Genomic DNA, 21,894 nt, shown 5'->3' on the forward strand with positions numbered 1-21,894 from the left:
CGGAGGCGTGAAGCTCTTCGAAGCCGCCGACCTCGGCGCACTCCACCTCCGCAACCGCATCGTCATGGCACCCCTCACCCGGACGCGCGCCGGTGAGCAGGGCATCCCGAACGACCTCCTCGTCGAGCACTACGCACAGCGCGCCGGCCTCGGCATGATCATCACCGAGGGCACCTGGCCCGTGCAGGAGGGCCGCTCCTACCCCGGGCAGCCCGGCATCGAGACCGACGAGCAGATCGCCGGCTGGCGTCGCGTGACCGACGCCGTGCACGAGCGCGGCGGCACGATCGTGATGCAGCTCATGCACGGCGGTCGGGTCTCGCACACCGACATCTCGCAGACCCCGCGCATCGTCGGCCCCTCGGCGATCGCCGCGCCGGGCCAGACGCACCTGGCCGACGGCACGAAGGCCGACATGCCCGTGCCGCACGAGCTCACCACCGACGAGGTCCGCGAGGCCGTCCAGGGCTTCGTGCAGGCCGCCCGCAACGCGATCGCCGCCGGGCTCGACGGGGTCGAGGTGCACGGCGCGAACGGGTACCTGGTGCACGAGTTCCTCTCCCCGGTGTCGAACACCCGCACCGACGAGTACGGCGGCTCCCCGGAGAACCGCGCACGCTTCGCCGTCGAGGTCACCACGGCGATCGCCGAGGCCATCGGCGCCGACCGCGTGGGCATCCGCCTGTCGCCGCAGCACGACATCCAGGGCGTGCTCGAGGAGGACGACGCCGACGTCCGTGCGACCTACACCGCCGTCGCCGACGGGCTCGCGCCGCTCGGGCTCGCGTTCGTGGACGTCCTGCACGCCGAGCCGGGCAGCGACCTCGTCCAGCACGTCCGCCGTACCGCCGGTGCCCCGTTCATCGCGAACTCGGGCTTCTCGTCGATGACGACCCGCGACGAGGCGATCACGCTGCTCGACGGCGGTCTCGCCGACGCCGTCGCCGTCGGCCGCGCCGCCATCGCGAACCCGGACCTCGCCGACCGCTGGGAGCAGGACGCGCCGCTCAACGAGCCGCGCCCGCAGCTCTTCTACGGCGCGAGCGCCGAGGGCTACACCGACTACCCGACGCTGGACCAGGTCCGCGAGCCCGTCGCGTAGTCGACGCACAATCCGCGGTCTGGAGGCGCGGTGCCGGCTGGCACCGCGCCTCCCGTCCGTCCCGGGGTCGTCGAGTCAGCGAGGCGCCTCGTCGGACGCGCGGTCGCGATCGGCCCCGTCCCACAGGTCGGCGCAGTCGACACCGACGACGCCGGCACGCCGGAGCCAGGCGCCGGCGACGCGGTCCGTCGGGTCGGCCGTGACCGCGTCCACGAGTGCGGCGCGGTGTGCGGGACCGACGAGCACCGGGTGGCCCGGACGGTCCCCGAAGACCGCGCGGCACAGCACCTCCGGGTCGTCAGCCCTCGCCACGATCCGGCGGACCACCGCGACCGGCAGCGTCGGCAGGTCCACGAGCGAGACGCACGCCACCTCGTCCCCGTCGAGCGCCCGGAGCCCGGCTGCCAGCGAGGCACCGGGCCCGGCGGCCCAGTCCGGCGCGACGATGCTCCGGACACCGGCGTGGTCCGGCACGAAGTCCTGGGCCGTCCCGGCGGCCGCGCCGAGGACCACCGCGACCTCGCGACACCCGCCGTCGAGCAGCGCCCGGGTGCCCAGTTCGACCCACGGGGTGCCGTCAGCCGCCCGCACCAGCGCCTTCGGCATCCCCATCCGCCGCCCGGCGCCCGCGGCCAGCAGGACGCCGGTCACCGGGAGCGGCACGGACGGCTCCCCGCTCAGACGAACGCCGGCACCGACGCCCATGCCGCCGGGGCCTCGGCGACGCCGTCGCGGACGACCGTGCCGGAGATCAGACCGTAGGGACGGTCCGCGGCGAAGAACACCTCGCCCGGGTTCTCGAGCCCGAACGGGGACAGGTCGACCAGGAAGTGGTGCTTGTTCGGCATCGAGAAGCGGACCTCGGCGATCTCGGGGAAGGCCTCGATCGCCGTCCGGCCCATCGCGAACAGGGTCTGCTGCAGGGCGAGCGAGTGCAGCTCGGCGAAGGTCGCGAGCATCTGGTCGAGCACCCCGGCGTACACCGCGTCGTAGTCGATCCCGGCCGCGACCGCCTCGGGCGTGTAGCGCCAGCGCGCGGTGACCGACGTCGCGAGGATGCGGTCGTCGGTCTCGGCGAGGGTCGTGTAGCCGTCGCGGGGGAACCCGTGGAACTCGCTGCCCGTCGACTTCAGGACGGTCAGGTCGGTCACGCCGGCGAGCACGTGCACGTCGTCGCCGTCGACCTGCACCACCGCGGTGCGGGTGCCCCGACCGGAGCGGACGAAGGAGTGGTCGTGCTCCCGACCGTCGACCGCGATGCGCTCCCACGCGTGCTGCTCGGCGGAGAGCGTCGACCCGTCGTACCAGTCGAACGCGGTCGCGAAGTGCCGACCGAGGCGGAGCAGGAACTCCTCGGGCGACCCGACGCCGTGCTCCTTCGCGAAGGCGTACACGGTGTTCTTCTGGGTGTCCGTCGCGACGACCTTGGCGTTGTCGCCCTCGGTGTAGGACTCTGCGAGCGCCGCCCCCCGCAGCTGGGTCGTGACCGTCAGGTCCTCGATGTCGTGGCGGTCGGTGTCGCGGGTGACGCGCACGAGCCGGACCTCGGCCTTGCCGTACTGGTTCGCACCGAGACGGACCGAGGTGGTGACGGGGGCGGTGGTGTCCTGCACGGTGGGGGCTGCGGTGGTGTCCATGCGGCGACGATGACACCCGCGTGTTTCGGCGGTGCGTCGAACAGGTCACGAGCTGCGTCCACGGCGGCGGTCCGGTCGTGACGCGGACGTCGCTCCCCCGAAACGACGCTGAAACACCGGTTCCCTAGCGTTGCGGCCACGAACCGATCCGACCGAGGAGGCACCGTGGCGCACAGCACCGCACCCCGGGCGTCCTCGGCGTGGAACCGCGGGATGATCGCGCACGGCCGACGGCCGGGCGACGCCGTCGTCCCCCGTCCCGCCACCCCGATCGGACCCATCCATGGAACTCGTCACCGTCCGCAGCCTGCGGACACCGTCGCACCGCGACGACCTCGCACTCGCACCCGGTGAGCAGCCGCTCGCCGGAGGCACCTGGCTCTACTCCGAGGAGCAACCAGGGACCACGGGCCTCGTCGACCTGACCGGTCTGGGCTGGCCGGACGTCGAGCGGACCCCGGACGGCCTGCGGCTCGCGGCGACCTGCACGATCGCGGCCCTCTTGCGGCTCGACCCCGAGCCTGCATGGCGTGCGTGGCCGCTCGTCGAGCAGTGCGCGAACGCCCTGCTCGCGTCGTTCAAGGTGTGGAACGCGGCGACGGTCGGCGGCAACGTCGCGACCGCGCTGCCGGCGGGCGCGATCACGGCGCTGCTGGTGACCCTCGATGCGACCGCGGTCGTCTGGACGCCGGACGGCGGGGAGCGTCGCCTGCCCGTCGCCGACCTCGTCACCGGGGTCCGCACCACCGCCCTCGGTGCCGGCGAGGTGATCCGGGCGTTCGACCTGCCCGTGTCGGCGCTCACGAGCACCACCGGGTTCCGCCGGGTGTCGCTCAGCCCGCACGGTCGGACCGGGACGCTCGTCACCGCGCGGTGGGACGCCGACGGCTTCGTGCTCGTCGTCACCGGCGGGACCCCGCGACCGCTCGTGCTGCGGTGGGACGCGGTGCCGACGGCCGCCGAGGTCGACGCGGTGCTCGCCGCCCACGACGACTGGTACGACGACCCGCACGGCTCCCCCGCCTGGCGTCGCGCGGTGTCCCGACGCTTCGCCGCCGAGCTGGTCGCCGAGGCCGAGGGGTCGGAGCCGGCTGATGCGGACGGAGTCGCACGATGAGGACCACGGTCGACGGCACTCCCCTCGAGACGGACCCGCAGCCGGGCCAGGTCCTCCGCACGCTGCTCCGCGAGCACGGCGTCACGAGCGTCAAGAAGGGCTGCGACGCCGGCGACTGCGGCGCGTGCTCGGTCCTGCTCGACGGCACGCCCGTGCACTCCTGCATCACGCCGGCACACCGCGCAGCCGGGCGCACGGTGACGACCGCCGCTGGACTCGGCACCCCCGAGGACCCGCACCCGGTGCAGCGCGCCTTCGCCGAGGCCCCCGGCTTCCAGTGCGGCTTCTGCACGGCCGGCTACGTCGTCACCGCGTCCACCCTCGACGACGACCAGCTCGCCGACCGGCACCGTGCGCTCAAGGGGAACATCTGCCGGTGCACGGGGTACCGGGCGATCGAGGACGCCCTGGACGGCGTGCGCAACACCGCGTGCGCGAGCGCCGGAGCGGCCGTCGGGACGTCCGTCGGCGCCCCTGCGGCCATGCGCATCGTCACCGGGAGCGAGGAGTACACGCTCGACATCCGCCGGACCGAGGCGCTCCTGCACCTCGCGGTCCTCGGCAGCCCGCACCCCCACGCCCGCATCGTGTCGATCGACACGAGCGCCGCCGAGGCGCTGCCCGGGGTGCACCTCGTGCTCACCCACCACGACGACCCCGGCGTGCTCTTCTCGACCGGCCGCCACGACTCCCGGCTCGACGACCCCGACGACACCCGGGTCCTCGACCGTGTCCTGCGCTTCCGCGGACAGCGCGTCGCGGCCGTCGTCGCCGACAGCGTCCGGACCGCCGAGCAGGCCTGTGCGCTGCTGCGGGTCGAGTACGAGGTGCTGCCGAGCGTCCACGACGTCGACGCTGCACGAGCGCCGGGCGCTCCCCTGCTGCACGGCGACAAGACCACCGTGGAGCACCGCATCGCCGAGCCCGACCGGAACGTGGTCGCGGCCCTGCACGGGGAGACCGGGGACGTCGAGGCCGCGCTGGCCGCCGCCGCGGCCACGGTCGACGGCACCTGGACCACCGGTCGGGTCTCCCACGCGGCGCTCGAGACGCACGCCACCCGCGGTTCGCTGGACCGGGACGGGAGGCTCGTCCTGCGGACCGCCACGCAGGTCCCGTTCCTGGTCCGCGACGAGATCGCCCACGTCTTCGGTCTCGACCCGTCACGTGTGCGCGTGGTCGCCAAGCGCGTCGGCGGGGGCTTCGGCGGGAAGCAGGAGATGCTCACCGAGGACCTCGTCACCCTCGCCGTGCTGCGCACCGGGCGGAGCGTGCAGTACGAGTTCAGCCGACGGGACGAGTTCACGATCGCCCCCACCCGACACCCGATGCGCGTGCGGGTCCGGCTCGGCGCGGACGCGTCCGGGCACCTGACCGCGATGCACGTCGACCAGGTGATGGAGACGGGCGCGTACGGGAACCACGGCGTCGGCGTCATGTTCCACTCCGTCAGCGAGTCGGTCGCCGTGTACCGCTGCCCGTCGAAGCGGGTCGACGCCGAGTCCGTCTACACGAACAACCTGCCGTCGGGGGCGTTCCGCGGGTACGGCCTCGGCCAGGTCGTGTTCGCGATCGAGTCCGCGATGGACGAGCTCGCGCGCCGCCTCGACATCGACCCGTTCGCGCTCCGTCGCCGGAACGTCGTCGTGCCGGGCGACCCCCTCGTCGTGACCGACCCGGATGAACAGGACGACCTGCGGTGGGAGGGCAGCTACGGCCTCGACCAGTGCCTCGACCTGGTCGAGGAGGCCCTGCGCGCCCCGCTGCCGGAGGTCCCGGCGATGGACGGTCCGCCGCTCGACCTGCCGACGGCGGACGGCACGGGCGACTGGGCACTCGGCACCGGCATCGCCCTCGCCGCCATCGCGACGATGCCGCCGCGGGGGCACCACGCGCACGCGACCGTCGAGGCCACGGTCGACGGGCGCTACCGCATCGGCGTCGGCACGGCGGAGTTCGGCAACGGCACGACGACCGTGCACACCCAGCTCGTCGCGACCGCGCTCGGGACGACACCGGACCGGGTCGACGTGCACCAGTCCGACACCGACGCCGCGCAGTACGACACCGGGGCGTTCGGTTCCGCCGGGGTGGTCGTCGCGGGCAAGGCACTGTTCGCCGCCGCCGAGGACCTCCGGGAGCAGATGACGGCGCGTGCGCTCACGATCGTGGCGCACCGCACGCCCCGGAGCGCCGTCGGTCCGCTCGGCCCCGCGGTCGAGGTCCTGCCGGAGGGCGTCCGCGTCGGCGACGAGGTGGTCCGGCACGCCGAGCTGCTCGCCGAGGGACCGCTCGTCGCACACGGCAGCCACGACGGCACTCCGCGGTCGCTCGCGTTCACGGTGCACGGTGCCCGGGTCGCGGTGCACCGGCCCACCGGCGAGGTCCGGGTGCTCCACAGCGTGCAGGCCGTCGACGCCGGCACCGTCCTCAATCCCGAGCAGCTGCGCGGACAGGTCGAAGGCGGCGCCGCGCAGGCCATCGGTTCGACCCTGTACGAGGAGGTCGTGCTCGACGACACCGGCCGCGTGACCACCGACGCCTTCCGGTCGTACCGGGTGCCGAAGATCTCGGACGTGCCCCGCACCGAGGTCCGCTTCGCCCTCACCCACGACCCCCTCGGACCGCTCGGGGCGAAGTCGATGAGCGAGGCGCCGTACAACCCCGTCGCCCCGGCCGTTGCGAACGCCGTGCGGGACGCGGTCGGCGTCCGCCCGTACCGGCTGCCGATGACCCGGGACCGCGTCTGGGCGCTCCTGCAGGACGCCACCGTCGGCTCGATCGCGACCGACGCCGGAGGTGCGTGATGTTCGAACTGGCACCGCGCCTCCTGGCCGTCCTCGACACGGGCGCACCGGTCGTCGTCGCGACGGCGGTGTCGATGACGGGCAGCGCACCGAGCGGGGTCGGGACCTCGATGGCGGTGCTGCCCGGCGGACAGGTGGTCGGCACGATCTCGGGCGGATGCGTCGAGGGGTCGCTGTTCCTCACCGCCGAGCAGGTGCTCGAGACCGGCGAACCGGCGCTCGAGCGGTTCGGCTTCGACGACGACCCGGACGATCCCGACGCGGTGTGGGCGCCGGCGCTCCGGTGCGGTGGCCGCGTCGAGGTGCTCGTCCACCGGGTGACTCCGGACGACCACCTGCTCGTGGGTGCCCTCCGTGACGCCGCCGCCGGGCTGCCGACGTCGCTCGCCCTCTCGCTCGAGCCGGGGACGCTCGCGGCCGTCGTCACCGCTCCGGACGGGTGCCGCGACCGCGTCTTCGTCGAGCGCAGCGACCACCGGCCTCGCTGCGTCGTCGTCGGCGCCGTCGAGACCGCCGTCGCGGTGACGAACGCCGCCGCGGTGCTCGGCTACGCGGTGACCGTGATCGACCCGCGCCCGGTGTTCCTCACCGACGAGCGGTTCCCGGCCGCGGACGAGCGCATCGTGGGCTGGCCGACGCGCGTGCTCGAGGGGGTGCACGTGGACGGGACGACGGCCGTCGTGGTGCTCTCGCACGACGACCGGTTCGACGCCGAGGTCATCGACCAGGCCCTCCGCCGCGGGGCCGGGTACGTCGGTGCGATGGGCTCCCGGGCCACCCACGACCGGCGACTCGCGGAACTGCACGCGCTCGGGACGCCGGACCTCGACCGACTCCGCTCCCCGATCGGTCTCGACATCGGTGCACGGACCCCGGCCGAGATGGCCGTCGCGATCACCGCCGAGGTCATCGCCGTGCGCCGGGGCGCCGCCGGAGGTGCGCTCACCGACGGCTCCGGCCCGATCCACCGACGCGCGGCCCGCACCCCCTGACGGTAGCGGGCGTCGGCGTCGGCGTCAGCGTCGGCGTCAGCGTCGGCGTCAGCGTCGGCGTCAGCGTCGGCGTCAGCGTCGGCGTCAGCGTCGGCGTCAGCGTCGGCGTCAGCGTCGGCGTCAGCGTCGGCGTCAGCGTCGGCGTCGTACCAGGTTCCCGACATCGAACCAGGGGCCGCGCCTGGTTCGATGTCGGGCCCGTGGTTCGACGCGTCCCGCACGCTCGTTGAGCGCGCGCGGCGAACCGGCGCGAGACCGGGCCGGCTGGGTGAGGTGTCGCGGGGCCTTGAACGGTGTGACTGTTCGAGCGTGCACGGGGTCTCCCCCACCGCCGGGCACTCTCGTCCGGGCGCTGCTCGACGTCAGCCCAGCGACGGGCACCGACCGACGGGCGACGAGACGGCGGCGTCATCCCGAGACGGTCCGACGTGTCCGAGACACCGCCGGATCTGCCGGCGTCTCGACGTCACGCCGACGTGTCGACACCCCAGCGGCACCGCGAGGCCGGCGAGCGAGCGAGCTCAGACGGCGGCGGGCGTCCGGGCGAGCCGCTCGGCCAGCCGGGCGGCGATCTCGCGCTCGTCGCCCGTCACGAGCCGGAAGTCTCGGACCACCACGCGCCCGCCGACCACCACGTGCCGCGGTCGCCGCCCCGGCGATGCCCAGAGGAGCCCCGCGACCGGGTCCGCGACGCCGGCATCGGCCACGCCCGAGACGTCCCACACGCACAGGTCGCCCGCGGTGCCGTCGCCGAGGTGCCCGAGTTCCGGCCGGCCGAGTCCCGCTGCCGACCCCTCCGTCATCATCCCGAGCACCTGGCGCGCGGGCAGCTGCGGCCCCACGAGCGCGGACACCTGCATCGCCAGCCGTCCGTCCGCCAGCAGGTGCCCGGCGTCGTTGCTGCCCCCGCCGCTCGTGCCCAGGCCGACCGGGATCCCGGCCGCCGCGAGCCTGGCGACCGGGGCGATCCCCCACCCCATCGGCACGTCGCAGCCCGGGGCGTGCGTCGCCGTCACCCCGGCGGTCGCGAGCCGTGCGATCTCGTCGTCGGTCACGTCGCAGAGGTGCGCGATCGTGACGTCGGCTGCGAGCCAGCCCCACTCCTCGAGCAGGTCGAGTGGGCGGCGGCCGTACCGCTCGAGCGCGATCGCGGTGTCGACCTGCTCGTTCGCCTGGGTGCGACGCCGGAGACCGTGCCGCGCTGCGACCTCGCCGAGCGCCCGGAACGTGGCCTCTCCGTCGGAGTGCACCCCGGCCGGTCCGACGGCGAGCTGGAGTCCACCGTCCGGGTCGACCCCGCCCACGGCTCGCTCGTGCAGCAGTCCGGTCGCGATCGCCTCCGCCGACACCGCGGCGCGCTCCGGATCGTCCCGCGCCGACCCGCGTACGAAGACCAGCCGTCCGCCGAGCCCCCGCACGGCGTCGACCGTCGCCGCGGCGAGCGCCACCGTGTCGTCGGCGGTCGCGTCCGCGGGCCAGTTCAGGTGGTGGTCGGCCACGGTCGTGACGCCGGACAGGAGGCCCTCCGCGGCTCCGGCAGCCGCCGCCAGTCCGTACAGCTCGGGGTCGTGCCCGGCCCGGCCGTACGCCGCGGCCATCGTCGGCAGCCACTCGGCCATCGGGACGCCGCGGGTGCCGGGGAGGGTGCGGAAGGCGGTCTGCAGCAGGTGGTGGTGCGCGTTGACGAGGCCGGGCGTGACGACGCAGCCGGACGCGTCGAGCGTCGTGGCGAGGTCTCTGCCGTCATGGAGGACGACGTCGCCCTCCCGTTCGGTGCGGGGGTCGACGAGGACGCGGCGGGCACCGGTGACTGTCAGCATGCGAGGGATTCTGGCAGCCGCCTGTTTCCGGCCCGTGTCACCGCCGTGACGCGTCATGCGTCATCGAGAGCCGGTCGTGCCCACCGCGACCGGCACGGTCAGCGTCGCGGTACCGCGGAACCACCGGTTCGGAGGAGCCGATGCGGGAAGCGTCGGTACACGTCCGTCATGAGCTGTTGCTCGAACCACCGCGCAGCGAGCGCAGCCGCGTCCGGCGCGCTGCGTCCCCCGACGTCGCTGATCAGCTGGACCGGCGCGTCGGGTCCGCCGTGCCCGTCGTCGACGACGCCGGTGGTGCCCCACCAGGCACGGAGCGATGATGCGCGGTGCCCGTCGTGGCGGCAGAGCACCCAGAGCGTCGTGTGCGAGCCGGTCGTGCCCGGTACCTCGATGGACACCGCGAGCGGATCGATCATCGTCTCGACCGTCGTGTCGTCCGGCGTCACGTCCGTGTTCCACGTCTCCGCGGACTCACGGAGTGGAACGAGGAACCCCTGGCAGAACGCATCGTGCAGCGGGTACTCACCCTCTGCGAACCAGCCGGGTCGCTGGGCCCCGGACGCTGTCGGGGACGCGCCCACCGCGCGCCCCGCTCCCGGTCCCGGTCCCGGTCCCGGCACGATGGTGCAGGGGATGCCCTGCTCGTCCCGATCGGCGACGGGCAGCGGACCCGGGTGCGGTTCGTCGGGTCCGTGCCCGCGACGCCTCGCCCATCTCCGCATGCGTCGAGGATCCCACGTTCCGGCGGAGCCGCGAGCATCGTCCGGGAAACCGGGCGGTGACACCCGCGAAACACGGGCACCCTAGGTTCGGCCCCATGACGCAGACCCTGATCCGCGCCGGCTGGGTGCTCACCGCCGCACCGGACGACTCCACCACGCCTGCAGCGATCCGCGACGGCGCCGTGCTGCTCGACGGCGACCGCATCGCCGCCGTCGGCACCCTCGCCGAGCTGTCCGCCGCGCACCCGGACGCACCGGTCCGCGGCGGCGCGTACGACATCGTGACGCCGGGCTTCGTGAACACGCACGGACACTTCAGCGAGGGCCTGATCACGGGCATCGGCTCGCAGTACACGCTGTGGGAGTGGCTGACGGCGCTGATCGGGCGCGTCAACCCGGTGATGACCCGCGAGAAGGCGTACGCCGGCACGGTGCTGCAGGGGATCCAGCTGCTCCGGAGCGGCGTGACGACCGCGAACGACATGTTCTGCGCGGACCCGATGCCCGACGAGCCGGCCACGCCCGGTGTCGTGCAGGCGCTCGAGGACCTGGGCCTCCGCGGCGTCGTGTCGTTCGGCTCCGGCGACGTCGACCGTGACTTCGGTGCGACGCCGATCCTCGAGGAGTTCGAGGCGCTGCGCGAAGCCGCCGACGCCAGCCGCTACAGCACGTTCCGGGTCGGCGTCTCGTCCATCGGGCGGTACACCGACGACACCTGGCAGGAGCACGTCGACTACGCCGTCGCGGGCGGCCACGGGGTGCACGTGCACTTCCACGAGGTGCGCGAGGAGGTCACGGCTGCCCGGCAGCGCACCGGCCGGACGGCGATCGGCCACGCCGAGGCGACGGGCATGTTCCAGGTCCCGGTGATCGCCGCGCACAGCGTCTGGGTCGACCGCGAGGACCGCGAGCGCTACGCCACGAACGGCGTCGGCGTCGCCCACAACCCGGTCGCGAACGGCATCCTGGCCAGCGGCATCGCCCCGGTCGCCGAGCTCCGGGCACTCGGCGTCCCGGTCGGCATCGGCGTCGACGGCCCGGCCTCGAACGACTCGCAGGACTTCCTGCAGGCGATGAAGACCGCCGCGCTCCTCGCCCGCGTCCGCGACCTGCAGGCCACCGCGATGAGCGCCCGGGAGGCGTTCGAGATGGGCACGATCGGCGGCGCCCGAGCCCTGCGTATGGAGCAGGAGATCGGCTCGCTCGAGCCCGGCAAGCGCGCGGACCTGGTCGTGTTCGACGGCGACTCCCCCACGCTCGCGAACGTGCACGACCCCTACCAGGCGGTCGTCTTCGTGGCCGGCAGCCGCGAGGTCCGCGACGTCTGGGTCGACGGCGAGCTGAGCGTCGCCGACGGCGACGTGACGAAGGTCGACGTCCGCGAGGCGGTGGACCGTGCACGGCCGTTGGCGCGTCAGCTGGTCGCCGAGGCGGGACTCGAGCGCCTGTCGGCGCTCACCGGTGGCGCGCTCGACGACACCGAGCGTCCGTAGCGGCGGAGGCGATCCGAGCCGGGGACGGTGACGGACGGGAGGCGGTGCGCACGTCGTGTGCACCGCCTCCCGTTGCGTCACCCTTCCGGTCGACAGCCCGTCACAGTTCCAGGACCAGGCGCGGGCAGCCGCGCCGGGCGCGCGACACGCACACCATCATCGTGCGGTCGTCGGCCTGCTCCTCGGGACTGAGCACGGTGTCCCGGTGCTCCACCGCGCCCTCGAGGACGGGGGTCTCGCAGGTGCCGCACGTGCCCTCGCGGCACGAGGACAGGACGAAGGCGCCGGCCTCCTCGGCGACCTCGAGCAGCGTGCGGTCGGCCGGCACCGTGACGGTCACGCCGGTGACGGCGAGCTCGACCTCGAAGGGTTCCCCCGGGGCGTCCACGTCGGCGGCCGGCTCGAACCGCTCGACCCGGACGCTCCCGGTGGGCCAGTGCGCTGCGGCTGCTTCGACGGCGTCCATGAGCCCGCGCGGGCCGCAGCAGTACACGACGGCGTCGCGCGGCTCGGCGAGGAGTCCGATCACGTTCAACCGCGGGTGCTCGTCCGCCGCGGCGACGACGACCCGGTCGGGGTGCGCCGCGACGAGCTCGTCGACGAAGGCCATGCGGCTCCGGCTGCGTCCTGCGTAGTGGAGCTCCCAGGGCGTGCCGGCGCGTTCCGCTGCGTCGATCATCGCCACCAGGGGCGTGATCCCGATGCCACCGGCGACGAACACCGCGGGCCGGGTCGGGTCGAAGCCGAAGTGGTTCCGCGGTCCGGCGACCACGACCTCGGCGTCGACCGCGAGCCCCTCGTGCACGGCGCGCGATCCCCCGCGGCCGTCCGGTTCCCGGAGCACGGCGATCCGCCAGTGCCCCTCGGGCGTGGTCGTGACGAGCGAGTACTGCCGCTCGGTACCCGGCGCGACCTCGAGGTCGACGTTCGCCCCGGGCTCCCAGTCGGGCAGCGGCTCGCCGTCGACCGGTGCGAGGTCGAGCGCGACGACGTCGGTCGCGACCTGACGGCGGGCGGCGACCCGCACGCGGCGACGCTCCGGTCCGGCGGTCACGCGACGTCTCCGCTCGGGACCGCTCCGGCGCTCGCGACCACGCCGGCACGCGGCGTCTCCTTGACCACGATCATGTGGAACCGGCTGCCGTCCGCGCTGCACCAGCGGTGCCCGGTCCCGCCGCGGTAGTAGGCGGAGTCGCCCGGTCCGAGACGCAGGGGCTCCTGCCCGCGGAGGTCGAGCAGGACGTCGCCGGCGAGCACGGTGAGGAACTCGTCCTCGCGGTGCTCGAAGTACTCGCCGAGGTCCGTGTTCTCCCCGGTCCACTCGAGCGGCTCGAACGCGTGCGGGCCGGCGTGCACGAGGAGCCGTGCCTCGCCGCTCGAGAACGGGCCGCGGGCACCCTCGCCGGCGCGGATCACCTCGGGGCCCCGGCTTTCCTGGTCCGACCGTTCCGGGGCGCCGGCAGCGAGCAGCTCGACCTGGGTGGTCCCGAGCGCCGTGGCGATCTTCTCGAGGGACACCATGCTCGCGCGGGAGTGCCCGCGTTCGACCTGGCTGAGGAACGGGTGCGACAGCCCGGTCAGCTCAGCGACCTGCACGAGGGTCAGGCGTGCGGCGCGTCTGCGGGCACGGATGTGCTCCCCGATCCGCTGGGTCTGGTCGTCGACGACGCGGTCGGTCTCGGTGGTGGTGCCGGTGCTCACGCGCACTCCTCTCGGCCTGGTGGTGGCGCTCCGACGCCCTCGCGCGGACGGCCGACGACCCGCCCGCCGGAACCGTCGTTCCGGGTTCCCGGTCGGACCGGGACGGGTGTCACACACGGCAACCGCCTCGAAACGAGAGGGAAACACTGCCGCCCTAGCATCGGAGATGTTGATGCGATCAACATTCTCACACACGATCAGGAGGCCCCGGATGGACGCCACAGCACCCCGTCAGGTCGGGCTCCTGCGGTCCGCGCTGCTGCCCGGCGGACGGCTGGTCGACGTCGCGATCGACGGTGACACCGTGTCGGCCGTCGCCCCGACCGGCACGCTCAGCGCCCCGGACGCGGTCACGCTGGACCTCGGCGGGCGTCTGCTCCTCACCGCACCGGCCGAGCCGCACGCGCACCTCGACAAGGCCCTGAGCGCCGATGCCATCCGGCCGCCGCTCGGCGACCTCGGTGCCGCGATCGCCTCGTGGTCCGCACACGCCACCACGATGACCGTCGAGGACGTCGCCGACCGGGCACGGACCGCCGCACTGGCCCTGCTCGCCGCCGGCACCACCTCCGTCCGCACCCACGTGGACGTCCTGAGCGGCCGCCGCACCGTCGCGGATGCTCCCGCCTCGGTCGAGTCGGCCACCCGCGGCGCCCGGGCCCTCGTGCAGGTCCGCGACGAGCTCGCCGGCCTGATGGACATCGAGCTCGTCGCCCTCGCCGGCCCGCTCGCCCCCGACCACCACGTCGAGGCCGTCCTCGACTGCGGCGTCGACCTGGTCGGCGGCGCCCCGCACCTCGCCGAGGACCCGCTCGCCGACGTCGACCGACTGCTCGCGATCGCCGAGCGCCGCGGGGTCGGGGTCGACCTGCACACCGACGAGAGCCTGGACGGGCCGGTCACCCTCGACCACTACGCCCGTGCCGTCACGCGGATGCCGCGCGACGAGCGCTCCGGTCGGCAGTACTCCGCCGGGCACTGCGTCCGGCTCGGCACCCTCGGCCCCGAGCGCCTGGCCGAGGTCGTCGCCGACGTCGCCGCCGCGGACCTCGGCATCATCACCCTGCCGATCACCAACCTGTACCTGCAGGGATGGCAGCACCCGGTGTCCACCCCGAGAGGACTCACCGCGATCCGCGCCCTGACCGGGGCCGGCGTGCGGGTCGCCGCGGGCGCCGACAACGTCCGCGACCCGTTCAACCCGGTCGGACGGAGCGACGCCCTCGAGACGGCGAGCCTGCTCGTGTCGGCCGGCCACGTCACGCCGGACCAGGCGTACGCGATGGTGAGCGACACCGCCCGCAGCGTGATGGGCCTCCCGGCCGCCGGTCCCGTCCCCGGACGGCGGGCCGACCTGCTCGCGATCGCCGCGACGAGCGTCACCGACGCGGTGGCGAACGCGTCCGCCGACCGCATCGTCCTGTCCCGCGGGCGGCTCGTCGCCCGCACCGAGGTCCGCACGACGGTCGCCCTCCCGGCACCGGTCCGTGCGACCGCACCCGTCCCCGCCTGATCCTTCGCCCCACCACCACGAACCCGTGAACCGAGAACCCGAGGTGCCCGTGACCACCACCGCCCCGCCGCCCGTCACCACGACGGACACGCTGCTCGACTTCCGGAACGTCGAGATGACCTTCCCGAACGGCACCGTCGCCCTGCAGGGCGTCGACCTCACCGTCGACCGCGGGCAGTTCGTCTCCGTCGTCGGCCCCTCCGGCTGCGGCAAGTCGACCCTGCTCCGCATCGCCTCCGGCCTCGAGTCGGCGTCCGACGGGACCGCCGACGTCGCCGCCCACCGGATCGGGTACGTGTTCCAGGACGCGACCCTGCTGCCGTGGCGCACCGTGCAGGGCAACGTCGAGCTGCTCGCCGAGCTCGGGCACGTGTCGAAGGCCGAACGGGCCGCCAAGGCCGCGCGGGCGATCGACCTGGTCGGGCTGAACGGCTTCGAGACGAACCTGCCGAAGCAGCTGTCCGGCGGCATGCGGATGCGCGTCTCGCTCGCCCGGTCGCTGACGCTCGACCCCGAGCTGTTCCTGTTCGACGAGCCGTTCGGCGCCCTCGACGAGATCACCCGCGAGCGCCTGAACGACGAGCTCCTGCGGCTCTTCGTCGAGCAGCAGTTCGCCGGGCTGTTCATCACGCACTCGGTGTCAGAGGCCGTGTACCTGTCCACCGAGGTCGTCGTCATGTCGGGACGCCCGGGCAGCATCGTCGGCCGGTTCGACGTGCCGTTCCCGATGCCCCGCGACCCCGACATCCGCTTCACCCCCGAGTTCGCCGAACTGGTCGGCGAGGTCTCGCACGCGCTCCGGGAAGGACACCGCTGATGGTCACCCTGCAGGAGGTCGCCGAGACCCGCGCCGTCCGAGCGGCCGCACGCCGCACCGCACCGCGCTCCCGCCGGAGCGTGTCCTGGTGGCAGCCCGTCGTCGTCCTCGCCGTGCTCGTCGGCATCTGGTACGCCGCGGCCGCCTACTACGACCACGTCCGGGGGCTCGCGTTCCTGGTGCCCTACCCGCACCTCGTGGCGAAGGCGATCGTCGCCCCCACGATGCCCGACGGATCGCCCTCGACCTTCGGCAGCGACCTGTGGTCCGCGCTCGGTCGCACCACGGTGGTGTCCCTCGTCGGCCTCGGCTTCGCGATCGTGATCGGCGTCGTCTGGGCGATGGCGATGGCGCAGGCGAAGTGGCTCGAGCGCTCGCTCTACCCGTACGCGGTGGTGCTGCAGTGCGTGCCGATCCTGGCGCTCGTGCCCCTCATCGGTGCCCTGTTCGGCTACGAGTTCGCCAGTCGGGTCATCGTCACGGTGATGATCGCCCTGTTCCCGATGGTGTCGAACACCCTGTTCGGGCTGCAGTCAGCCGACCGTGGGCAGCGCGAGCTCTTCCGGTTGCAGCGGGCGAGCCGGTTCGCCCAGCTGGTGAAGCTGCAGTTCCCCGCCGCGCTGCCGTCGATCTTCGTCGGCCTCCGGACCTCGGCCGGCCTCAGCGTCATCGGCGCGATCGTCGGCGACCAGTTCTTCCAGCGCGGCAACCCCGGGCTCGGCGTCCTCATCCAGGTGACCGCCTCGCGGCTGATGGGACCGGAGCTCTACGCGACGATCATCATCGCCTCGCTGTACGGCGTCGCCGTCTTCCTCGTGTTCGGACTGATCGGCCGTCTGGCCGTCGGTCGCTGGCACGACTTCAGCTGACCCGCGTCACGGCGGCCTCCCCCGGTGCGCCGCGGCACGGGTCTCCCCCGCCCTCCCCTTCCTCCCGTCCCCTCACCCGACCCACAGCACCACGAGACCCGCACCACGAACGGAGCCTCCATGCGCACCACCACCCGACTCGGCGTCGCCACCGCAGCCCTCGCGGCGACCGCCCTCGCCCTGACCGGATGCGCCGCCGGCTCGTCCGCCGGCACCACGGCGTCGAGCGCCAGCGCGAAGGCCGCGACCGGCCCCGCGATCGACCTCTCCGACGTCTGCCCGGCGACGGTCGTCGTCCAGACCGACTGGAACCCCGAGGGCGAGCACGGCCACCTGTACGAGATGCTCGGCCCGAACCCGTCGATCGACGCCTCGGGCAAGACCGTCACCGGCGACCTGTACGCCAACGGGAAGAGCACCGGCGTGAAGCTCGAGATCCGCGCCGGCGGCCCCGCGATCGGTTACACGAAGGTCGCGTCGCAGATGTACCAGGACAAGGACATCACCCTCGGCTACATGTCCACCGACGAGCAGGTGCAGTTCTCCGGCAACCTGCCCACCACGGCCGTCTTCGCCGAGAACGACTCGTCCCCGATGTCGATCATGTGGGACCCGAAGACCTACCCGGACGTCGACTCCATCGAGGACCTCGGCAAGGAGCTCGAGAAGAACGGCGGCGTCGTCCGCTACTTCAACGGTGCCGCGTACATGACGTACCTCGAGCAGTCCGGCATCTTGCCGAAGAAGGTCCTCGACGGCAGCTACGACGGCACCCCGTCGAAGTTCGTCTCGGCTGGCGGCAAGGACGCACAGCAGGGCTTCGCGACCGCCGAGCCGTACATCTACCAGAACCAGGTCGCCGCCTGGGGCAAGAAGGTCGCCTACAAGCCGGTCTCGAGCACCGGGTGGAACCCGTACCCCGAGGCCATGTCCGTCCGCACCGGCGACCTGTCGAAGCTCACGCCCTGCCTGCAGAAGCTCGTCCCCGTCATGCAGCAGGCTGATGTCGACTACCTCAAGGCCCCCGAGGCGACGAACGACCTCATCACGCAGCTCGTGCAGCAGTACAACAACGGCTGGACCTACGACTCGAAGGTCGGCGCGTTCGCCGCGTCGCAGCTGTTGAAGCTCGGCATGGCGAAGGACACCGACGGCTACATCGGCTCGATGGACGAGCAGCGCATGCAGGACTTCATCGAGAAGGCCACCCCGGTCTTCGCCGGCACCGGTGACGTGAAGAGCGACCTGAAGCCGTCCGACCTGTACACGAACGAGTTCCTCGACAAGTCCATCGGTCTGGGCAACTGACAGCGGGTCGGCCGAGCCGACCACATCCGGACGGGAGGCACGGCACACGTCGTGTGTCGCGCCTCCCGTCCGTCGTCTCCCGCACCACCCACCCCACAGGAGTGAGCATGACCACCGTCACCCCCGCCTCCCCGACCGTCCCGGCCGAGGCGCTCGCGGCGCTCCGCGCCGAGCTCGTCGACCTGCTCGGTGAACGCGGCGTCAGCGCCGACGAGCGCACCCGCGCCCGCGCCTCCGTCGACGAGGCGACCATGAGCCCGATCCTCAGCGAACAGCTGCCGCTGGGCCTCGCCGACCTCGTCGCGTACCCGGCGTCCGCGGAGCACGTCGCCGCCACGCTCGCAGCAGCCGTCCGGCACGGTGTCCCGGTCACCACGCGCGGCAAGGGCACCGGCAACTACGGCCAGGGCATCCCGCTGCACGGCGGGCTCGTCCTCGACACCTCGCGGGCGCGCGCCGTCGTCGAGGTCGGTAACGGCTGGATCACCGCCGAGGCCGGCGCCTCGATGGTGGCCCTCGAGCAGGCCGCCGCGGCCGCCGGGCAGCAGCTGTGGATGTACCCGTCCACCGCGCAGTCCACCATCGGCGGGTTCCTGTCCGGCGGGTCCGGCGGCACCGGTTCGATCGCCCACGGCTCGAACTGGCAGGGGTTCGTCACCGCGCTCGACGTGGCACTGCCCGGCTCGGACGAGCTGCTCCACGTCGAGGGTGACGAGGCACAGCCGTTCGTGCACACCTACGGCACCGCCGGCGTCATCGCCCGGGCGACCGTCCGGCTCGAGCCGCTGCAGGAGTGGCGCGCGGTGTACGCGTCGTTCCCGACCTTCGAGGACGCCCTCGTCGCGGTCCGGACCCTGCGCGGGCTCGACCCCGTGCCGCGACTCGTCAGCGCAGACCGGGCCGAGGTCGCCGCGACCCTGCCGTCGGACACGGCGATCCCGGACGACCGTGCGAGCCTGCGCGCGATCATCGACGACGTCGTGCTCGACGAGGCCCGCACCCTGATCGACCAGGCCGGCGGCACCGTGTCCGACGTCCGCGAGGGCCTGCAGCAGACCACCAAGGTGTCGATGCTGTCCTACAACCACCCGATCTGGTGGCTGAAGCGGAACACCCCGGACACCGAGTACTTCCACGTCGAGGTCGGCGGCGAGGCGCTCATCGACCGGATCGCCGAGGTCGAGGCGGTCTACCCGGGCGGCATGCTGCACATCGAGGCGGCGCACGTCGGCCCGATCGGCATGCTCACCGCGCCCTACACCAGGGCCGAGGACGTCTACGCCGGGTACCCGGTGCTCCGTGACCTGGGCGTCCGGGTGCACAGCCCGCACCAGTACTACGTCGACCACGGTGTCGAGGAGCTCGTGGCGCTGAAGCGGCGCACCGACCCCGAGGGGCTGCTCAACCCGGGCCACGTCATCGACCCGTCGCTCGTCGACAGCGGTGGCTCGACCGCGTCGGCGCAGCCCGTCGTGCCGGGGTTCGGCAAGTGAGCGGCGCGGCGCGCCCCGGTGCGGCTGTCCGCTCGCGACTGCTCGCCGAGCTGTCGGGTCCGGCGGTCGCCGCCGGGATCGGTCCCGACTCGATCGTCGTGCAGCCGACCGGTGCCGTCGAGCACCACGGTCCGCACCTGCCGCTCTCCACCGACTTCCTGCTCGCCGACCACATCGGCGGCGCGGCCGTCGAACGCGCCGCTGCCGAGGGCCTCGACGTCTGGCAGCTGCCGACGCTGGCGTTCACGAAGTCGGACGAGCACAGCTGGGCGCCGGGCACCGTGTGGCTCGACGAGTCCACGATGTTCGACACCGCGGTGCAGATCGGCCGGGCCGTGGCACTCACGGGTGCGGGGTCGCTCGTCTTCGCGAACGGGCACGGCGGGAACGTCGCCCTGCTGCAGGTCGCCCTGCGGGAGATCCGGAAGCGGTACGGCTTGAAGACGTTCCTGATGCCGACGCTCGCGCGGATGCCCGGCCCGTCCGGCGAGGACGCCGACGAGCGCGGGCTCGGGATCCACGGCGGAGCGGCGGAGACGTCGATGATCCTGCACCTGCGGCCCGACCTGGTGGACATGTCGCTCGCGGAGCGGTGGGTACCGGACCACCTGGCGGAGTTCGAGAAGATCCGCTTCAACGGCGGGCCGGTGTCCTTCGGGTGGCTGTCGAACGACTTCGGGACGCCTGGGGTCGTCGGGGACGCGAGCCGCGCGACCGCGGCCTACGGGCAGGCACTGTGGGACCTGTCGCTCGACGAGGCCGTGGCATCCCTGCACGAGATCGCCCGGTTCGACCCGGCGGCCGCGAAGTCTGCGATCGGTGCCGGCGCGGGTGCTGCCGGCGCGGGTGCCGTGGGCGCGGGTGCTGGTGCCGGTGCCGGTGCTGGTGCCGGTGCCGGTGCCGGTGCCGGCACTGCCGGTCCGCTCGCGGCGGACGTGGTGGCGGTGCCGTGACCGTCCTGCCGGGGCAGGCGGCAGCCGCCGACGACGCTGCCGCCGCGCAGCACGACGCTGCCGCTGCCCCGGCCGACCCGCTCGTCCTGGCGGCGTCGTGGTTGCCGTCCGCCGAGGACGGCCCCGGTCCGACCATGACCCTGTCCACACTCGGCCTCGACGGCTACCCCGCCGCCCGGACCGTGCTGCTGTCGTGCTTCGACGGGGAGCGCCTGCACTTCCACACCGACAGCCGGAGCCGGAAGGCCGCCGAGCTCGCCGCACTCCCCCGCGCCGCCGTCACCCTCGTCTGGCCCGAGGCCGCGCGGCAGCTCGTGGTCGTCGGGGACGTGGCACCCGTCACCGACGCCGAGGCCCGCACCGCGTACGCCGCCCGGACCCGGTACCTGCAGGTGCTGGCGTGGGTGAACGACCACGAGGCCGCGGCCGACACCCCCGCGCGCCGGCGGGAGCTCTGGGCGGCGTTCGAGCACGAGCGGCCGGGCGCCGACCTGGGACCGCCGTCGACGTGGGCCGGGTTCGCGCTCACGCCGGTGCGGATGCTGTTGTGGCGGGGCGCGACCGATGCCGCGAGCAACCGGCTCGCCTACGAGCGCCACCCAGGCGGTAGGTGGTCCCAGGAGTCCTGGCCCGGCTGACCGACCAGAGGCAACGCGCGTGCCGGATCAGGCCGGCCGGACGATCTCCACCTGACGAGCCGGCAGGGCGTTCATCGATGCTGACGCCAAGCGCGCTGGCAACACCACGCCAGCGGTCCGCGCCGCGAGGTAGTCGACGAACACTCCGACAGAACTGTCAGCGCTCGGCTGATCGACCGTGCGGCGCATGTCGTCGGCGTCGCGCACGTCGAGCACACCGTCGACGTCCATGACCGACACTCGCCGAACACCGTCGCGCGTCTTGACGAAGACGTTGGCGAACCCACCCACTGCCTCGATGCGACGGAGGAGCACCGGAAGCCGTTCGTCCTCGAGCGCGACCACCACCGGCGAACGTCCCTCGACGTCGACGACCTCGAGTTCGATCTCCGCAAAGCGGCCGACCGCCAGAGAGCGATCGACTTCCCGACGGAACGCGTCGAGTTCATGCATCGTGCTCGCGCCTGCCCTTCATGTCCCGGATTGTAATGGCGTACTCGAAGACGCGGTCCGATGCCTGCTCGAAGGACCTGTCGACGTCCTCGACGCGGTGCAACGGCGCGATCGACGAGACCGAACCGTTCGTGTGGTGGAGGTGGACATGCCCGTGACAACAGTCTGCCCGCGCACGTTCGACCCACCGCCCGTCGAGATCGACCGCGAGTACCACGATCGCGAAGTCGACGAGTTTGCCGTTGCAGCGGAACAATCGATGGTCGATCCGGATCGTGTCAGCATCATCCACACTCTGGAACCAGGAACGCTCGGAGCAGTCGTCACGATGGGGCGGGCGGTACTGGCCGCGATCCTGGTGGTCGAGACCCGCCGACATCTCCTCGTGAGCGCGACGTTGGTCCCGTCGTGCTCGCTGCGTGCGCCGGATCATGCCGGAACGCTAACGGCGGCTCGAGC

General features: G+C 73.3%; 20 protein-coding genes. 12 read left to right on the forward strand and 8 right to left on the reverse strand.

What is annotated here, in order from left to right; translation table 11 throughout:
- The first annotated feature begins 7 nt into the window (after positions 1–7).
- A complete protein-coding gene (locus LCG91_RS12170; RefSeq protein ID WP_224441511.1) occupies positions 8–1,102 on the forward strand; it encodes an alkene reductase in 1,095 nt (364 codons plus the stop codon).
- A gap of 75 nt (positions 1,103–1,177) precedes the next feature.
- Here the strand turns inward: LCG91_RS12170 and LCG91_RS12175 are convergent, their stop codons facing one another.
- Both LCG91_RS12175 and pucL read right to left on the reverse strand, forming a co-directional pair.
- On the reverse strand, positions 1,178–1,765 hold the full coding sequence (locus LCG91_RS12175) for an NTP transferase domain-containing protein (protein ID WP_224441512.1): 588 nt from the start codon (positions 1,763–1,765) through the stop codon (positions 1,178–1,180).
- Positions 1,766–1,779: 14 nt separating this feature from the next.
- Complete coding sequence (pucL, locus tag LCG91_RS12180; protein WP_224441513.1) at positions 1,780–2,739, reverse strand: factor-independent urate hydroxylase; 960 nt, start codon at positions 2,737–2,739, stop codon at positions 1,780–1,782.
- 283 nt (positions 2,740–3,022) lie between these two features.
- Here pucL and LCG91_RS12185 point away from each other — a divergent pair, with 283 nt between their 5' ends.
- Genes LCG91_RS12185 through LCG91_RS12195 form a run of 3 tightly spaced genes read left to right on the forward strand, consistent with a single transcriptional unit; the run spans position 3,023 to position 7,655 of the window.
- Complete coding sequence (locus tag LCG91_RS12185; RefSeq protein ID WP_224441514.1) at positions 3,023–3,856, forward strand: FAD binding domain-containing protein; 834 nt, start codon at positions 3,023–3,025, stop codon at positions 3,854–3,856.
- The gene (locus LCG91_RS12190; RefSeq protein WP_224441515.1) at positions 3,853–6,663 is read left to right on the forward strand and encodes a molybdopterin-dependent oxidoreductase; all 2,811 of its coding nucleotides are present in this window, start codon (positions 3,853–3,855) and stop codon (positions 6,661–6,663) included. Before LCG91_RS12185 ends, LCG91_RS12190 begins: the two co-directional genes overlap by 4 nt.
- Positions 6,663–7,655, forward strand: a complete 993-nt coding sequence (locus tag LCG91_RS12195; RefSeq protein WP_224443149.1) for an XdhC family protein — start codon at positions 6,663–6,665, stop codon at positions 7,653–7,655. The genes LCG91_RS12190 and LCG91_RS12195 overlap by 1 nt, the downstream gene beginning before the upstream one ends.
- Positions 7,656–8,176: 521 nt before the next feature.
- On the opposite strand, the gene LCG91_RS12200 is transcribed toward LCG91_RS12195, so the two are convergent.
- Together LCG91_RS12200 and LCG91_RS12205 are read right to left on the reverse strand one after the other, a co-directional pair.
- Positions 8,177–9,475, reverse strand: coding sequence for an amidohydrolase family protein (locus tag LCG91_RS12200; protein ID WP_224441516.1), 1,299 nt, complete (start codon positions 9,473–9,475; stop codon positions 8,177–8,179).
- Positions 9,476–9,573: 98 nt separating this feature from the next.
- Positions 9,574–9,921, reverse strand: coding sequence for a hypothetical protein (locus LCG91_RS12205; RefSeq protein ID WP_224441517.1), 348 nt, complete (start codon positions 9,919–9,921; stop codon positions 9,574–9,576).
- 371 nt (positions 9,922–10,292) lie between these two features.
- Between LCG91_RS12205 and LCG91_RS12210 the strand changes: the two genes are divergently transcribed.
- The gene (locus tag LCG91_RS12210; RefSeq protein WP_224441518.1) at positions 10,293–11,690 is read left to right on the forward strand and encodes an amidohydrolase family protein; all 1,398 of its coding nucleotides are present in this window, start codon (positions 10,293–10,295) and stop codon (positions 11,688–11,690) included.
- A 100-nt stretch (positions 11,691–11,790) separates the two neighbouring features.
- Here LCG91_RS12210 and LCG91_RS12215 read toward each other — a convergent pair whose 3' ends face one another.
- Together LCG91_RS12215 and LCG91_RS12220 are read right to left on the reverse strand one after the other, a co-directional pair.
- Complete coding sequence (locus LCG91_RS12215; protein ID WP_224441519.1) at positions 11,791–12,744, reverse strand: PDR/VanB family oxidoreductase; 954 nt, start codon at positions 12,742–12,744, stop codon at positions 11,791–11,793.
- Complete coding sequence (locus LCG91_RS12220) at positions 12,741–13,391, reverse strand: helix-turn-helix domain-containing protein (RefSeq protein WP_224441520.1); 651 nt, start codon at positions 13,389–13,391, stop codon at positions 12,741–12,743. Before LCG91_RS12220 ends, LCG91_RS12215 begins: the two co-directional genes overlap by 4 nt.
- Positions 13,392–13,602: 211 nt before the next feature.
- Here LCG91_RS12220 and LCG91_RS12225 point away from each other — a divergent pair, with 211 nt between their 5' ends.
- The 7 genes from LCG91_RS12225 (at position 13,603) to LCG91_RS12255 (ending at position 20,982) form a co-directional block, all read left to right on the forward strand.
- A complete protein-coding gene (locus LCG91_RS12225) occupies positions 13,603–14,904 on the forward strand; it encodes an amidohydrolase family protein (RefSeq protein WP_224441521.1) in 1,302 nt (433 codons plus the stop codon).
- A 25-nt stretch (positions 14,905–14,929) separates the two neighbouring features.
- Positions 14,930–15,721: an ABC transporter ATP-binding protein gene (locus LCG91_RS12230; protein WP_224441522.1), complete on the forward strand. Its 792-nt coding sequence runs from the start codon at positions 14,930–14,932 to the stop codon at positions 15,719–15,721.
- Complete coding sequence (locus LCG91_RS12235; RefSeq protein WP_137767968.1) at positions 15,721–16,590, forward strand: ABC transporter permease; 870 nt, start codon at positions 15,721–15,723, stop codon at positions 16,588–16,590. Before LCG91_RS12230 ends, LCG91_RS12235 begins: the two co-directional genes overlap by 1 nt.
- A gap of 120 nt (positions 16,591–16,710) precedes the next feature.
- A complete protein-coding gene (locus LCG91_RS12240; RefSeq protein ID WP_224441523.1) occupies positions 16,711–17,898 on the forward strand; it encodes an ABC transporter substrate-binding protein in 1,188 nt (395 codons plus the stop codon).
- A gap of 107 nt (positions 17,899–18,005) precedes the next feature.
- On the forward strand, positions 18,006–19,391 hold the full coding sequence (locus LCG91_RS12245; RefSeq protein ID WP_224441524.1) for an FAD-binding oxidoreductase: 1,386 nt from the start codon (positions 18,006–18,008) through the stop codon (positions 19,389–19,391).
- Positions 19,388–20,344 (forward strand): creatininase family protein, encoded by a 957-nt coding sequence (locus LCG91_RS12250; RefSeq protein ID WP_224441525.1) that lies wholly within the window; start codon positions 19,388–19,390, stop codon positions 20,342–20,344. The genes LCG91_RS12245 and LCG91_RS12250 overlap by 4 nt, the downstream gene beginning before the upstream one ends.
- Positions 20,341–20,982, forward strand: a complete 642-nt coding sequence (locus tag LCG91_RS12255) for a pyridoxal 5'-phosphate synthase (RefSeq protein WP_224441526.1) — start codon at positions 20,341–20,343, stop codon at positions 20,980–20,982. The genes LCG91_RS12250 and LCG91_RS12255 overlap by 4 nt, the downstream gene beginning before the upstream one ends.
- Before the next feature lie 27 nt (positions 20,983–21,009).
- Here LCG91_RS12255 and LCG91_RS12260 read toward each other — a convergent pair whose 3' ends face one another.
- Together LCG91_RS12260 and LCG91_RS12265 are read right to left on the reverse strand one after the other, a co-directional pair.
- Positions 21,010–21,435 (reverse strand): hypothetical protein, encoded by a 426-nt coding sequence (locus LCG91_RS12260; RefSeq protein WP_058729681.1) that lies wholly within the window; start codon positions 21,433–21,435, stop codon positions 21,010–21,012.
- Positions 21,428–21,868 carry a hypothetical protein gene (locus LCG91_RS12265; RefSeq protein ID WP_152999123.1) on the reverse strand — a complete coding sequence of 147 codons (441 nt, stop codon included), beginning with the start codon at positions 21,866–21,868 and terminating at the stop codon, positions 21,428–21,430. The genes LCG91_RS12260 and LCG91_RS12265 overlap by 8 nt, the downstream gene beginning before the upstream one ends.
- Between the last annotated feature and the right edge of the window lie 26 nt (positions 21,869–21,894).

Source organism: Curtobacterium sp. TXMA1 (genome assembly GCF_020162095.1).
GTDB lineage: Bacteria > Actinomycetota > Actinomycetes > Actinomycetales > Microbacteriaceae > Curtobacterium.

What these genes read in the sequence shown, in the direction of transcription:
- LCG91_RS12225 (WP_224441521.1), top strand. Translation starts at nt 13,603, where the DNA reads ATGGACGCCACAGCACCCCGTCAGGTCGGGCTCCTGCGGTCCGCGCTG.
- LCG91_RS12265 (WP_152999123.1), bottom strand. Translation starts at nt 21,868, where the DNA reads ATGATCCGGCGCACGCAGCGAGCACGACGGGACCAACGTCGCGCTCAC.
- LCG91_RS12200 (WP_224441516.1), bottom strand. Translation starts at nt 9,475, where the DNA reads ATGCTGACAGTCACCGGTGCCCGCCGCGTCCTCGTCGACCCCCGCACC.
- LCG91_RS12195 (WP_224443149.1), top strand. Translation starts at nt 6,663, where the DNA reads ATGTTCGAACTGGCACCGCGCCTCCTGGCCGTCCTCGACACGGGCGCA.
- LCG91_RS12190 (WP_224441515.1), top strand. Translation starts at nt 3,853, where the DNA reads ATGAGGACCACGGTCGACGGCACTCCCCTCGAGACGGACCCGCAGCCG.
- LCG91_RS12210 (WP_224441518.1), top strand. Translation starts at nt 10,293, where the DNA reads ATGACGCAGACCCTGATCCGCGCCGGCTGGGTGCTCACCGCCGCACCG.
- LCG91_RS12260 (WP_058729681.1), bottom strand. Translation starts at nt 21,435, where the DNA reads ATGCATGAACTCGACGCGTTCCGTCGGGAAGTCGATCGCTCTCTGGCG.
- LCG91_RS12240 (WP_224441523.1), top strand. Translation starts at nt 16,711, where the DNA reads ATGCGCACCACCACCCGACTCGGCGTCGCCACCGCAGCCCTCGCGGCG.
- LCG91_RS12235 (WP_137767968.1), top strand. Translation starts at nt 15,721, where the DNA reads ATGGTCACCCTGCAGGAGGTCGCCGAGACCCGCGCCGTCCGAGCGGCC.
- LCG91_RS12245 (WP_224441524.1), top strand. Translation starts at nt 18,006, where the DNA reads ATGACCACCGTCACCCCCGCCTCCCCGACCGTCCCGGCCGAGGCGCTC.
- LCG91_RS12185 (WP_224441514.1), top strand. Translation starts at nt 3,023, where the DNA reads ATGGAACTCGTCACCGTCCGCAGCCTGCGGACACCGTCGCACCGCGAC.
- pucL (WP_224441513.1), bottom strand. Translation starts at nt 2,739, where the DNA reads ATGGACACCACCGCAGCCCCCACCGTGCAGGACACCACCGCCCCCGTC.